This window comes from Kitasatospora sp. NPDC036934 (genome assembly GCF_055608425.1).
The window spans coordinates 55769-69536 of record NZ_JBVJQR010000014.1; the positions used below are offsets into that span (position 1 = coordinate 55769).

A 13768-nucleotide genomic window follows, 5' to 3' on the forward strand; every position below is an offset into this window, starting at 1 on the left:
GTGCACCCCTCCCCCCCACGTCACGAGAGACGGAACCCGACCCGTGTTCAGATTCCGATCCCGCACGCCCGGACGCGCCCGACGCGCCCCGCGCACCGCCCTGGTGGCGCTCGCGGCCGCGCTGGCCGGTGCCGCGCTCAGCAGTCCGCTGTCCGCGATGGCCGACTCCCACGCGCCGCAGCCCACCACCGTGGCGGCCCGGCCCGGCACCCCGAAGGCCGTCTCCCCGCAGAAGTCCGCCCCGCAGAAGTCCGGCCCGCGCCGGGTCGGGGCGGCCAAGGCCGGGCCCGTCGGCGCCACCACCAAGGCGCCCCAGCTGGTGGACGGCGCCGACCCGGGCACCGGCGAGCACGGCGACGGCAACGTCGCCAACCAGTACGACCTCCAGGTCACCTACAAGGGCGGCCAGGAGTCGACCGGCGTGGTGATCGGCGCGCCCAAGGTCTACCTGGTGCTCTGGGGCTCCCAGTGGGGCACCCCGTCCACCAACGCCACCGGCGACACCGTGACCACCGGCGACCCGGACCAGGCGGCCCCCTACCAGCAGGACTTCTTCAAGGGCCTCGGCAGCGCCGGCGACGGCTGGAGCGCCGTGCTCACCCAGTACTGCGAGGGCATCGCCGCCGGCTCCGTCCAGTGCCCGGCCGGCTCCGCGCACATCCCGTACCCGCAGCCGGGCAGCGTGCTCGCCGGCGTCTGGGTGGACAACGCCGCCCCCGCGCCGCAGTCCGCGACCGAGCCGCAGCTCGGCGCCGAGGCGCTGGCCGCCGCCAAGCACTTCGGCAACCTGACCGAGGCGCAGAACCGCAACGTCCAGTACGTCATCGACTCACCGCAGGGCACCGACCCGGACAAGTGGAAGGAGCTGGGCTACTGCGCCTGGCACGACTTCCAGCGCTCCCCGTACGGCCAGCTCGCCTACACCAACATGCCGTACCTGACGGACGTGGCCGGCTGCGGCACCAACTGGTTCGGCGAGAACACCCCGCGCGGGCGGCTGGACGGCTACGGGATCATCGGCGGCCACGAGTACGCGGAGACGGTGAGCGACCCGAACACCCCCGGCGGCTGGACCGACGCCACCGGCCAGGAGATCGGTGACAAGTGTGCCTGGATCCCCAAGGGCTCCAACGGCGGGCTGTTCACCGAGGACCTCTCGACCGGCTCCTTCCCGCTGCAGACCCTGTGGTCCAACGCCGACCACCTGTGCATGGCCTCGGACCCGGTCGTGGCCTCCCCGCCGGTCTCGGTGAGCACCATGTGCGACCGCACCGACAAGGCCGGGCAGCCGCTGTCGATCCCGGCGGTGGGCGTCTCCAGCAGCGGCGCGGCCCTGACCTACAGCGCCACCGGACTGCCGCAGGGGCTGGCCGTCGACGCCCACAGCGGGGTGATCTCCGGCACCGCCGCCGCCACGAACGGCTACCAGCGGATCACCGTCACGGCGACCGACCCGGCTGGCAAGGCGGCCTCCACCGGCTTCTGGGAGAACGTCAGCGCCTCCGGCGGAACGGGCTGCGGCGGGATCGAGCAGCTCATCGACCCGGGCTTCGAGAACGGCTCGGCGGACGTGAACCACACCGTGATGACGGACGCCTGGAGCCCGTCGGGCTACAACCTCATCACCCCGTCCAGCCTGCACGCGCCGCACTCCGGCTCCTGGTACGCCTGGCTCGGCCAGAACACCGGGACGGACGACTCGATCACCACCTACCTCAACACCTACCCGGGCTACGGGCAGGCGAGCTTCTCCTTCTGGCTGGACGTGGCGCCGGTCGACCCCGCGGCACCCGCCGCCGACACGCTGTCGCTGGTGGCGATCGACCAGTACACCGGGCAGCCGCTCGGCACGGTGAAGACCTGGAGCGGCCGCAACCCGACCAACGGCTACCAGTACCAGTCGGTGGACCTCTCCCCGCTCATCGGCCAGGTCGGCTGGGGGACCACCATCGGCCTCGAACTGGTCTCCCACGAGACCGGCGCCAACCCGACCACCTCCTTCCTGATCGACGACGCCTCGGGCCGCGAGAGCTGATCCCGCCTTCCGACGCCGGCCCCGCCACCACGGTTCACGGTGGCGGGGCCGGCGTCATGATCCGTCACCCCTCCGGCAGCGGCCGGGGGCCGTCGGCGTGGGCGCGGGCCGCATCCACCAGCAACTGGACGGCTCCCAGCGGAAGTTGCAGCCGCCGGGCGATCCAGGGGGCCGGCCGCCCGGTCCGGGCGAGCATCCAGGCGGAATACAACTGACCCAGCTGTGGGGCCCGTTCGGCGAGCAGCAGCGGGCGGACGGCCTCCATCGGGAAGCCCTCCAGCGCACGGGCGCTGTACTCGCGCCCGTGGGGGCCGGGCGGGGGCAGCGGGAGCGGGCGGCGGGCGTCGAGCCAGCGGCCGAGCAGGACGGCCCCGACCGCCAGCAGGCCGGAACAGGAGACGCCGATCAGGATGCCGCCGATGACCGGGCGGTCGCCCTCCTCGGCCAGCCCGAGGGCGACCTCCTCCAGTACGAGCAGCCCGAGCACGGCGGCCAGCACCGCCGCCTCGCGGGGCCGGGGGAGGAGTCGGGACGTCGTCATGGGAAACCTCTTCCTCGGCAGCGGGGCCGGGAGGCTGGGGCGGGCGCGGCGACTCACCCCCCGTACAACGGCGACGAACGGCCCGGGGCACGCCCGGGCGGCCGGACGGTGAAGGGGCGTGCACCGAGTTGACGGAACGTCAGTGACTCAGTGGTGCACCGGAGTTATGCCAGCGGGTGACCCGGGAACACGGTGCCGGGCAGGGGCGTCGAGCGGGTCGCGATCCGCAGGGGTGTGGTCCATGCGTCTCGCCTCCTTCCGGTCGGGCGCGCCAGGGTGGTGCGGACGTCGACGGGGCAGGGGTTTCACCTTCGGACCCGTCGACAGCATAGCCCGGTCATGCCAACTTCGACAGCTCTGTCGAATTCGGCCCGCGGAACCGGCAACTCCCCTTGGAACACCGGCAGGTGAGGTGCGCCCCTGGAGGATCGACCAGCGCCGGACGGGTGCGAATGGTGCCCGGGCCCCCTCGTGACACCCGCTCCCCGGCCGCTTCGATCGCCCTACCGGACCAACCGGACGCACGGTGCTCGGCACGCACCTGCGTCGAGTCCGGCGCCTTCGCGGCGGCGGCGCTACCGCGCCAGCAGCGGCAGCGGTGCCCCGGTACGGGCGGGCAGCTCCAGCCGGGTCAGCAGCGCCGACGGCGAGACCTCGATCAACCGGCAGCCGGCCCGGCGCCGGCAGTGCCGGGCGACGGAGGTGCCGCGCAGCCGGTCGAAGCGGCGCCGGGTGGCCGCGCCGAGGACGAGCAGGTCGTCCGGTCCGGTGACGGCGGCGACCAGGGCGGGCCCCGGTTCGGCGTTCACCACCATCGGGTGGATGACCAGGCCGGACGGGTAGCCGCCGTACGCCTGCTCGAAGGCGATGTCCAGGCGGCGACGGGCGGCGTGCTCCAGTTCGGAGAGCGGGCGAAGGTCGTCCCTGTCGCCCGTCGTCCAGGCGGCGACGGGCACCAGCACGGCCGCGTTCCGGGCCGCCTCGCCGACGGCGTGGTAGAGGGCGGCCAGACTGCTCAGCGACCCGCTCAGGCCGACGATCACTCGGGTGGTGCCGTTGGTGGTCCCGCTCGTGGTCCCGGTCATGGCCGTTCGCCTCCGTCTCTCCGGTAGCTCTTCGGTCGAGTCCTGCCGGCCGGTCGCTCCTTGCACCGGATGCCTCCAGTGAATCCCGGAACCGATCCGTCCGTACCGGCGCTGACACCTCCATGACGTCGGTCGCCCACTTCTTGACGGCCCCCTGACAGCGGCGCCCCTGACTGCGGCGCCGGTCAGCCCAGTCCGGGCACGAACTCGATCAGCAGGTCGATCGCCTTGATGCCGAGGAAGGGCAGGATCAGCCCGCCCAGTCCGTACACCCGCAGGTTGCGCCGGAGCAGGTCGGTCGCGGAGGCGGGCTGGTAGCGCACGCCGCGCAGGGCGAGCGGGATCAGGGCGACGATGATCAGCGCGTTGAAGATGATCGCGGAGGCGATCGCGGACTGCGGGCTGTGCAGGCCCATGATGTTGAGGTCGTGCAGCCCGGGGTAGGCGTGGGCGAACATCGCGGGGATGATCGCGAAGAACTTGGCGACGTCGTTGGTGATCGAGAAGGTGGTCAACGCGCCCCGGGTGATGAGGAGTTGCTTGCCGACCCGGACGATGTCGATCAGCTTCGCCGGGTTGGAGTCGAGGTCGACCATGTTGCCGGCCTCCTTGGCGGCCGCGGTGCCGGAGTTCATCGCGACGCCGACGTCGGCCTGGGCGAGGGCGGGCGCGTCGTTGGTGCCGTCGCCGGTCATCGCCACCATGTTGCCGGCGGCCTGTTCGCGCTTGAGATGGGCGAGCTTGTCCTCGGGGGTGGCCTCGGCCAGGAAGTCGTCCACCCCGGCCTCCCCGGCGATCGCCCGGGCGGTGAGCGGGTTGTCGCCGGTGACCATGACGGTGCGGATGCCCATCCGGCGCAGCTCGGCGAAGCGTTCGGCGATGCCCTCCTTGATCACGTCCTTGAGCTCGACCACGCCGAGCGCCCGGGCGCCGTGCCGGTCGTGCACGGCGACCAGCAGCGGGGTGCCGCCCGCCTCGGCGATCCGGTCGACCACTGGCTTCGCCTCCATCGGCATCCGGCCGCCGGAGTCCACCACCCAGCGGGCCACGGCCGCGGCCGCGCCCTTGCGGATCAGACAGCCGGTGCCGTCCGGCCAGGTGAGGTCGACGCCGCTCATCCGGCTGTGCGCGGTGAACGGGACCGGCCGCTGCTCGCCGAGCTCGCCGGGGGCCCTTGGCGGCACCCAGTACTGACGGTTCGTCAGTTCGACGAGTGAGCGCCCCTCCGGGGTCTCGTCCGCGACGGAGGCCAACTGGGCGGCCTCGGCGAGCTGTTCGGTGGTCGCGCCGGGCAGCGGGTGCAGGGCGACGGCCCGGCGGTTGCCGTGGGTGATGGTGCCGGTCTTGTCCAGCAGCAGCACGTCCACGTCGCCCGCGGCCTCGACCGCCCGGCCGGACAGGGCGATCACATTGCGCTGGACCAGCCGGTCCATCCCGGCGATGCCGATCGCGGACAGCAGGGCACCGATGGTGGTCGGGATCAGCGCGACCATCAGCGCCACCAGTACGACGGTGGTCTGCGGGGCACGGGCGTAGATCGCCATTGGCTGGAGCGAGACCACGGACAGCAGGAAGACGATGGTGAGCGAGGCCAGCAGGATGTTGAGGGCGATCTCGTTCGGAGTCTTCTGCCGGTTCGCGCCCTCGACCAGGGCGATCATCCGGTCCACGAAGCTCTGCCCGGGGCGGGAGGTGACCCGGACGACCAGGTGGTCGGAGAGCACCTTCGTCCCCCCGGTGACGGCCGTGCGGTCGCCGCCGGACTCGCGGATCACCGGCGCGGACTCGCCGGTGATCGCGGACTCGTCCACGCTCGCGACGCCCTCGACCACCTCGCCGTCCCGTGGGACGGCCTCCCCGGCCGGCACCAGCACGATGTCGTGCAGCGTCAACTCCTCGGCGGGGACGACCTCGTGGCGGTGGTCGCGGGCGCCGACCCGCCAGTGCAGCAGCCGCCGGGCCGTCATTCCGGCCTGGGCGCGGCGCAGCGAGTCGGCCTGCGCCTTGCCCCGGCTCTCGGCCACCGCCTCGGCGAGGTTGGCGAACAGCACCGTCAGCCACAACCAGAAGGAGATCACCCAGGCGAACACGCTCGGCTGGAGGACGGCGTTGATCGTGGTGAGCGCCGAGCCGGTCTCGACCACCAGCATCACCGGGTTGCGCATCATGGTGCGCGGGTGGAGCTTGCGGGCGGCGGCCGGCAGGGCCTCGGCGAGCTGCTGCCGGGTGATCAGGGCGCGGCGGCCCCCGGGGGTCGACGGACGGTGGCTGGGGTGTGGCGGCTCCGGGGTTGCGGGCTCCGGGCGACGGAACCAGTCGGTTCGGGGGGCGGTGGCATCCGGTGTGGTGAGGGCCGAACGGCGCATCGTCTCGGGGGACCTTCCGGGCCGCCCCTTCCTCGGCTTCTCGGCGGCGGGGCGGCGGGTTCGGTGGCGACGGGGGACGGCGGCCAGCCCACCACCGGATTCCGCCGGGTCATGCGGCTCTTGACGCGGGCTTGGCGGGGAAGCGCCGGTTCTTGACAGTTCCCTGACACCATGATCGATCCGCCCCCACCTGCACGAACACCCGTTCGCCGGCCCGGGATGAAGGGCATGTCAGGAAGTCGTCAAGGTACGCCCCCGATGCGTAGGCCGTGCGTCAAGGCCGGGTGCGAACCGTGGCCGGAGGGTCTCCACTGGATCCGGGGCCGCCGGACGACGGCCCGCCGAAGCCTCCCGAGGAGCCCCGCCGTGACCACCGCCACCGCCGTCATCGACGTCGACGCCGCCCAGCCGCCCGCGCGCACCGTCCGCCTGCTGCCCGCCACCGACCGCCAGGACCGGCCCCAGCCGCCCTCACCCCGGCCGGGCGCCGTCGACCACGCCCGCACCCGCCCGGCGCACTGCCGCTTCGCCCTGCACTACGAAGACTGACCCGAGCCACCTTTCCCGACCATCCGCAGGAGTAGTCGCCATGACCCAGCTGATCGCCCCACCGGTTCCGACCCCCGCCCCCGGCGACGCGCTCGGCGGCCCGTGGCCGGCCTCGGCGCGGCCCGGCCCGGGAGCCGAGGTGCTGGTCGGCGGGGTCGGGCTGGCGGAGGCCGCCGAGCGGTTCGGCACCCCGCTGTACGTGCTCGACGAGGGCGAGGTACGGGCCCGGGCCCGGGCGTACCGGCGGGCGCTGCCGCACGCCGACGTGCTCTACGCGGCCAAGGCCTTCCTGTGCAGCGCGATGGCCGACTGGGCGGCGGAGGAGGGCCTCGGCCTGGACGTCTGCTCCTCCGGTGAACTCTGGCTGGCCGTCTCGGCGGGCTTCCCGGCCCGGCGCATCCTGCTGCACGGCAACGCCAAGTCCCCGGAGGAACTGCGGCTGGCGCGGCGGCTGCGGGTCGGCCGGATCGTGATCGACGGCCCGGCCGAGATCGCCCGGCTGGCGGCGCTGGTGGCGGCGGACACCCCGCAGGAGGTGCTGGTCCGGGTCGTCCCCGGGATCGCCGCCGGACACCACGCGAAGGTGCGGACGGCGGTCGGCGGGCAGAAGTTCGGCTTCCCGATCGAGGGCGGCGACGCGGCCGACGCGATCGCCCGGGTGCTCGACCAGCCGGGGCTGGAACTGGTCGGGCTGCACTGCCACCTGGGCTCGCAGATCACCTCGGTCGAGCCGTACCTCCAGGCGATGGACGCGCTGGTGCACCTGCTCGCGGAGGTGCGCGACCGGCACGGCGTCGAGCTGCGCGAGCTCGACCTCGGCGGCGGCCACGGCATCAAGTACCTCCCCGGAGACGCCGAGTTCGACCTCGCCGAGTTCGCCGTCCGGGTGACCGACCGGCTCGCGGTCCGCTGCGCCGAGACCGGACTGGACGTGCCCCGCCTGACCGTCGAACCCGGCCGCGCCATCGTCGGCCCGGCCGCCGTGGCCGTCTACCGGGTGCTCTCGGTCAAGCACACGGCGGACGGCCGCACCTTCGTCGCCGTGGACGGCGGCATGAGCGACAACCCGCGCCCGGCGCTGTACGGATCCCCGTACAGCGTCCGCCTGGTGGGCCGCCGCTCGGAGGCGGGCTCGGCCCGGGTGGACGTGGTCGGGCGGCACTGCGAGGCCGGGGACGTACTCGTGCGCGATGCGGTGCTCCCCGCAGACCTCCGCCCGGGCGACCTGCTGGCCGTCCCGGCGGCCGGGGCGTACCAGCTGTCGATGGCCTCCGGCTACAACCTGGTCGGCCGCCCGGCGGTGGCAGCGGTGAAGGACGGCCGGGCCCGGCTGCTGATCCGGCGGGAGACCGTCGAGGACTTCCGCCTGCGCGAAGTCGGCCGCTGACACCGGACGGATGCTGCACGGGAAGTCGGCCGGTCGACTTCTCGTGCAGGCCAGGCCGACGAGTCGTTCGGCGGTGGACCTCGGGCGGCCGGGGTCCACCGCGAGGGCCAGGAACAGGGGGCGATGACCGCTGTGTGCAGCACCGGGTGCGTGATCACGGGAGCCGGGGACCGGGCGCACGGCTCGCCGGAGGCGCTACTCCCCGGGGAGTAGCGGAACTCCCTCCACTGGTACGACGACGGCGTACGAGGGCTCCGGGTTTGCTGGGCGCAGTCGCGTCGGGAGGTGCACGACCTCCGCCGATGCAGGCGTGGCTGTGTGGTCGGACTCGGAATGAGGGGGACATGGACAGAAGGAGTTCGCGCGCGGCGTGGCGCCGCGGCGGGCCGGTCTTCGTGGTCGGCTTCGTCATCAGCTTGGTCTTCGGGGCGGCGCTGTCCCGGAGCTCCGTCTACTTGCCCACCGCCACGCCGGGCCAGTTGAGGGACTACTACGACCACAGTGGTACGGCGGTCACGGTGTCGTCGCTGCTCCAACTGATCGCCGCCGGTGGCTTGCTGTGGTTCGGACTCGGTGCGACCGCCGCGGTGGGCGCCGGTCGCCGGGCGAGGTACGCGACCTGGCTCGCCGCCGGGGCCTTCACGTTATCGAGTGGGCTGGCGCTGTCCCTGACGGTGGTCGCGGGCAGTGCGGGGGACGGCACGCTGCTGGTGCTGGCCCGGCTCACTCTGGTGATCGGCGGTCCGATCCACCTGGCCGGGCTCGCCGGGCTGCTGTGGTCGGTGTCGCGACGCGCACTCGCCGAGGGGCTCGGGCCGCGCTGGCTGGCCCGGTTCGGTGTCGTCGTGGGCCCGTTGCTGCTGATATCCCTGGTCTCGCTCGTGGTGCCCGCGGTGGCCGTGGTGGAACCTCTGTGGCGGCTGCTGGCCGCGGTGTGGATCAACGGTGTCAGCGCTGCCGGGCTCGGCCGGGCCGACCGCCGCAGCGCCGTTGCCGAGTCGGGTCGGACGAGGACGCATTCGCCGGCTGGTAGCTGATGAACCATCACGCAGCGTTTCGGCGCTGGCTCACGAGGCGAAGGGCGAGAAGGCGGCCGGGCCGACTTCTCGCACGACCGGGCCTCAGTGGGGCCAGGCGGCCGCCAGGGCGCGGTGGCTCGCGAAGCGCGGGCCGGGAACCGTCTCACGGACCTCCCGGCCGTCCAGCCAGCAGATCTCGAAGACGTCGGTCTCGGTGTCGAGCAGGCAGCACACCCCGCCGGCGGCGGCGGTGAGGCCGGTGAACACCCCCCTGACGCTCGCGGACCGCTCGAACATCCGGCTCATCCCCGAGGTGGCCGCGGTGAACTGCAGCGATGCGTGGCGGGGGTGCAGCGTGGGCGCGAACCGGATGGTGAGGTAGATGTATCCGACCGCGATCCTCCCGAGCCCGTCGAACTCCGCCGTACGACTCTCGAAGTACTCGCGTACGACGTCATCGGCACCGAACAGGAGGACGGTGTCCAGATCGAGCGTGCCGCCCGCCGAGCAATCCACCGGCGTGCTGCGGAAGTTGGAGGTGAACGGGACGGCGACCCGGTCGCCGCCGGGCAGGGTGACCGTCAGCGGCGGGTTGCGGCGGTTCGGCGGCGCAAGCTCAGCGACCCGGGCGAGTGCGCGGGCGACGTTCCGGGTCGGTACGAAGATCTCGTAGCTGTAGTCGAGTCCCATGTCAGATCCGGGATTTCAGTACGTCGATCTCGCAGCCCGGCGCGGACGGATCAAAGCCGTGCTCGACCAGCCAGCGGACCGCCAGCAGGCTCCGCAGCGACCACCACGCGCGGATCACCTCGACGTCGACGTCGGTCCCGTAACCGGCCAGGACATCGGCCAGGTGCTCCTCGTGGCCGAGCGTCAGGATGGCGAGGTCGAACAGGGCGTCGCCCGGGCCCGCCTCGGACCAGTCGATCACACCGGTGACCTCCTCGCCGTCGACGAACACGTGGGAGGCCTGGAGGTCGCCGTGGGTGAACACAGGCGTCCACGACCGGAGCGCGGCCCCGGCGATCCGGCGGTTGACCGCTACCAGCTCGGCGGGCAGGACGCCGTTGTCGACGAGCCACTCGCACTTGCTGTCGAGCTCTGCCGTGAGCGAGTCGAGGCTCTGGCCGGGCCAGGGTGGTAGGGGTGCCTCGTGCAGCCTCCGTACGGCGGCGCCCGCCGCCGCCCAGGCCCCGGGCGACGCCGACGACGGTTCGCCGAGGTGGCCGAGCGCCACCCCCGGGAGGGCGGCCAGGGCGAGCACCGGGGGCTGGTGCCAGAGGATCTCGGGCGTCGGGAGGGGCGCCAGCGCCATGGCCGCGGCTTCGGTCTCGGCGCGCGCCCGATCGGCGTCGACCTTCAGGAACACCTCGCCGACCCGCAGGGTCGCCCGCTCGCTGTGGGCGACCACGACCTCGACCTCTTCCCCGACCTCTTCCACGGCTTCTTCCACGGCGGTCATTGTTCCCCGCGTCGACCGCGGCCGTCGCGGGGTTTTCCGCGTGCTCCGCTCAGCCCGGCAGGTCGTGACCCGGCAGGTCGTGGCCGAGCGGCGTGAGGCGGTGGCGGAACCTGCCGGCCCGGCGTTCGGTGGTGATGGCGCCGGCCTCGCGCAGGGTGGTGGCGTGGGCGGAGGCGGTCGGCGCGCAGGGTGCGCCGGGTGTCCGGTCAGTCCGGGGCGAGGCAGGGCCGGACCAGCGCCCGGGCCCTGCTGACGGAACGGACGCGATGACCTCGCCCCGTCGAGCCGCACGCTCGACGGGGCGAGGCATGGCCGGCCGGTGTCACCCAGTGCGGACGGCGCTGACCAGGTCGGGCAGCAGGGTGGCCGCGTTCGGCGTGCCGAGGCCGGTGACCGGGTCCCAGCCGGTGGTGGCGGGGTAGCCCGGGACGGTCGGGTCGGTGGTGTTGTTGCCGAGGGTCACGTCGTTGAAGTCGGCCGCGTACGTGGCCGGGTTCGCGGCCAGCTTGTACAGGGCCGGGTTGATCTGGCCGAGGCCGCCGCCGTTGATCTGGTCCGCGATCGAGACCAGGCCGGCCCACTGCGGGCAGGAGAGCGACGTCCCGCCGATGTCGTACCAGCCGGTGCTGCACGGCGTGCCACCGCACTTGAGGCCCGAGTTGCCGTCCGGCGGCAGCGACAGGTAGACCAGCGCGCCGGTGCTGGAGGCGGCCTGCAGGGAGATGTCCGGTACGCCGCGCTTGGCGCCGATCGCGGTGGAGCCGCCGGGCAGCGTCGACTGGTAGCCGGGCTTGTCGAAGACCTGGCTGAACCCGCCGCCCGAGTTGGTCCAACCGACCTCGGCGGAGCCGGAGTGGCTCTGGCAGGCGGCCGGGTTGTCGGTGCTGTCCACGCTCCGGCCGTCGGTCGCGTTGGGGTCGGTGCACAAGTAGGTGCCGCCGACGCCGGTCACCAGCGGGTCGGAGGCCGGCCACTCCACCGAGGGGTACGGCAGGGTGGAGCCGCCCTGCTTCACCGGGGTCTTCTCGGAGCCGACCGTGCCGCTGTCGCCGGAGGAGCCGAGCACCGTGACGCCGTTCAGGGCCGCCGACTTGAAGGCGTGCCGCAGCGGCTCGATCGACTGGGAGCCGGCGAACGCGCCCTCGGCGGAGGCGAAGGACTGGGAGATGACGTTCGCCAGGTGGTGGTCGACCACGTACTGTTCGGCGTTCATCAGGGCGGGCAGGCCCTGGACGCCGAGGGTCTCGGCGGTGGGCGTGGAGACCAGCAGGATGTTGGCCCCGGGGGCCATCGCGTGCGCCGTCTCGACATCCAGGGCGACTTCGAGCGCCCAGCTGGCCTTGCTCTCCTGGCCGGTGCCCTGGCTGGTGGACGGCGGCGGGGTGGTGGCCGGATCGCCCTGGACGTGCAGCTCGCTGAAGGTCGGCATGCTCGGCTGGCAGGTCACGCCTTCCTCACCGCACATCGCGGCGACGCCGAGGGCCTGGTCGAAGACGTGCAGGTCGTGCGCCATCGTGTCGCTGCCGTAGGAGTCGAAGATGGCGATGGTCTGGCCCCGGCCGTCGAACCCGCTCGCGTACAGCGGACCGAGGTTGTAGGCGGCGCTGATCGCCTGTGGGGAGAAGCAGCGGCGGCCCGCCGAGGCGCACTGCGCCTGGGTGGGGGGAGTGGTGCTCGCCGACACCTGGAGGTAGTCGGCCACGGCGGGGTGCACCGTCGGGTAGGCGGCGGCGCCGACCGCGCTGACGGCCGTCGGGACGGCGAACGCGCCGGAGGCCGCGAGGGCCAGGCTGCTCACGCCGGCCAGCAGCATCCGGCGGATGGTTGGAGCCTTCAAGTAGTCCTCCACGAGGGATGGTTGGGGGACATCGGCCCGGGACCCGGGTCGGATCCGACGACACCGGGTACGTGGGGGCGTCCGGGACGCGAGGTCACGGACGGCGGCGAGTGTAGGCGCGGCGGCGGTGCGGTCTCAATGGCCCGTCGCGCACCGGTTTTCCCACCCGACCGGTCCCGGTCCGCGCGGGCGGCTTCCGTCGGCAGGCCTGGCAGGGCTCCTTCGGCCGAACACAGTCGGGTGAGAGGTGGACCGGGGAGATTTCTCACCCGATTCTTGTCAACCGGTGCCGGTGGTGCCGCACTGGTCGGGGCCGGAGCCGGGGGATCGTGCCGTGAAACACGGAGGCCGGGGACGGCGGGGGACGGCGGGGGACGGCGGGGGACGGCCGGGGCATGGAACGGGAGCCCACCCCGCGGCGCCCCGCCGTGTGCCCCGGCGCCATCGTCAAGCCGCTCCGGGCGCCCCCCCCGGTTCGGGGTTCCGTCGGGCGCCCGGACCCGTTCGAGTGAACGGCCGCCCGGTTGCTTCGTCTACGGCCGTCAACACGCCAAGCTGGGCCGCGAATCGGTGGGACCCCCCGGAGGAAAGGCCGTTCGATGACGCGCGCGCTGATCGTGGTGGATGTGCAGAAGGACTTCTGTGAGGGCGGCAGCGTGCCGGTCGGCGGCGGGGCCGACCGGGCACGGGCGATCGCCGCGCTGATCCAGGGGCCGGAGCGGGAGGGCTGGTCCCGGGTGGTGGCCACCCGGGACCATCACGTCGACCCCGGTGGCCACTTCTCCGAGCAGCCCGACTTCCACGACTCCTTTCCGGTGCACTGCGTGGTCGGCACCGAGGGCGGCGAGTTCCACCCGGCCTTCACCCCGGCCGTCGAGGCCGGCGCGGTGGACGAGGTGTTCTACAAGGGCACCCACTCCGCCTCGAAGAGCGGTTTCGAGGGCTTCACCGCCGACGGCACCCCGCTCGCGGACTGGCTGCACGACCGGGGCGTGGACGCCGTCGACGTGGTCGGCATCGCCACCGACCACTGCGTCAAGGCCACAGCTCTGGACGCCCGGCGGGCCGGCTTCGACGCCCGGGTGCTGCTGGACTACACGGCGGGCGTGGCGGCCGACACCACCGATGCCGCACTCTCCGAACTACGCAGCGCGGGCGTGGACTTGACGGGAGCCCCGGTCGTCCGCAGCTGAGCCGGGCGCCGTCGGCGGAGGTCCCTCGCCGGGCTCGGGCGGAGGTTCCTCGCCTACGTCCGGGCGGAGGTGAGGGGCGGTAACGGAACGGTTGCGGTGCCCGTCCCACCGGGGCCGGGGTCTTGACGGCGTGGCGAGCGGAGGCGTTTGCTGTCTCCCGCCCGTGCGAATCTGTTCAGTTCTGGTTTGTTTTGTGGTTTTGAACGTTCAAATCCACGGACAGATGTGCCCGAGCGCGCGAACACATGGACATGCGAACACGCGACTGCATCCGCGCGCATCCCAGCTGACCCC

11 protein-coding genes are annotated in these 13768 nt (G+C 73.1%); 5 read left to right on the forward strand and 6 right to left on the reverse strand.

Annotation, left to right across the window (positions count from 1 at the left end; all coding sequences use genetic code 11):
* Window positions 1-43 precede the first annotated feature (43 nt).
* The gene (locus ACZ7BZ_RS22275; RefSeq protein ID WP_470359801.1) at window positions 44-2035 is read left to right on the forward strand and encodes a putative Ig domain-containing protein; all 1992 of its coding nucleotides are present in this window, start codon (window positions 44-46) and stop codon (window positions 2033-2035) included.
* Between the two features lie 64 nt (window positions 2036-2099).
* Here ACZ7BZ_RS22275 and ACZ7BZ_RS22280 read toward each other — a convergent pair whose 3' ends face one another.
* The 3 genes from ACZ7BZ_RS22280 to kdpB form a co-directional block, all read right to left on the reverse strand.
* The gene (locus tag ACZ7BZ_RS22280; protein WP_470359802.1) at window positions 2100-2576 is read right to left on the reverse strand and encodes a hypothetical protein; all 477 of its coding nucleotides are present in this window, start codon (window positions 2574-2576) and stop codon (window positions 2100-2102) included.
* A gap of 575 nt (window positions 2577-3151) precedes the next feature.
* Window positions 3152-3661, reverse strand: coding sequence for a universal stress protein (locus ACZ7BZ_RS22285; protein ID WP_470359803.1), 510 nt, complete (start codon window positions 3659-3661; stop codon window positions 3152-3154).
* 185 nt (window positions 3662-3846) lie between these two features.
* Window positions 3847-6027, reverse strand: a complete 2181-nt coding sequence (kdpB, locus tag ACZ7BZ_RS22290; RefSeq protein WP_470359804.1) for a potassium-transporting ATPase subunit KdpB — start codon at window positions 6025-6027, stop codon at window positions 3847-3849.
* A gap of 366 nt (window positions 6028-6393) precedes the next feature.
* Between kdpB and ACZ7BZ_RS22295 the strand changes: the two genes are divergently transcribed.
* From ACZ7BZ_RS22295 to ACZ7BZ_RS22305, 3 genes are all read left to right on the forward strand, one after another.
* Window positions 6394-6576 (forward strand): hypothetical protein, encoded by a 183-nt coding sequence (locus ACZ7BZ_RS22295; RefSeq protein WP_470359805.1) that lies wholly within the window; start codon window positions 6394-6396, stop codon window positions 6574-6576.
* A 40-nt stretch (window positions 6577-6616) separates the two neighbouring features.
* Window positions 6617-7963: a diaminopimelate decarboxylase gene (lysA, locus tag ACZ7BZ_RS22300; RefSeq protein ID WP_470359806.1), complete on the forward strand. Its 1347-nt coding sequence runs from the start codon at window positions 6617-6619 to the stop codon at window positions 7961-7963.
* Between the two features lie 344 nt (window positions 7964-8307).
* Window positions 8308-9000, forward strand: a complete 693-nt coding sequence (locus ACZ7BZ_RS22305; protein WP_470359807.1) for a hypothetical protein — start codon at window positions 8308-8310, stop codon at window positions 8998-9000.
* Window positions 9001-9084: 84 nt separating this feature from the next.
* On the opposite strand, the gene ACZ7BZ_RS22310 is transcribed toward ACZ7BZ_RS22305, so the two are convergent.
* The 3 genes from ACZ7BZ_RS22310 to ACZ7BZ_RS22320 form a co-directional block, all read right to left on the reverse strand.
* The gene (locus ACZ7BZ_RS22310; RefSeq protein WP_470359808.1) at window positions 9085-9672 is read right to left on the reverse strand and encodes a hypothetical protein; all 588 of its coding nucleotides are present in this window, start codon (window positions 9670-9672) and stop codon (window positions 9085-9087) included.
* Window position 9673: 1 nt separating this feature from the next.
* Entirely contained in the window at window positions 9674-10435 is a 762-nt protein-coding gene (locus tag ACZ7BZ_RS22315; protein ID WP_470359809.1) for a phosphotransferase family protein, read from the reverse strand.
* 331 nt (window positions 10436-10766) lie between these two features.
* Complete coding sequence (locus ACZ7BZ_RS22320; protein ID WP_470359810.1) at window positions 10767-12281, reverse strand: S53 family peptidase; 1515 nt, start codon at window positions 12279-12281, stop codon at window positions 10767-10769.
* A 599-nt stretch (window positions 12282-12880) separates the two neighbouring features.
* Here ACZ7BZ_RS22320 and ACZ7BZ_RS22325 point away from each other — a divergent pair.
* Window positions 12881-13474: an isochorismatase family protein gene (locus ACZ7BZ_RS22325; RefSeq protein WP_470359811.1), complete on the forward strand. Its 594-nt coding sequence runs from the start codon at window positions 12881-12883 to the stop codon at window positions 13472-13474.
* Window positions 13475-13768: the final 294 nt, after the last annotated feature.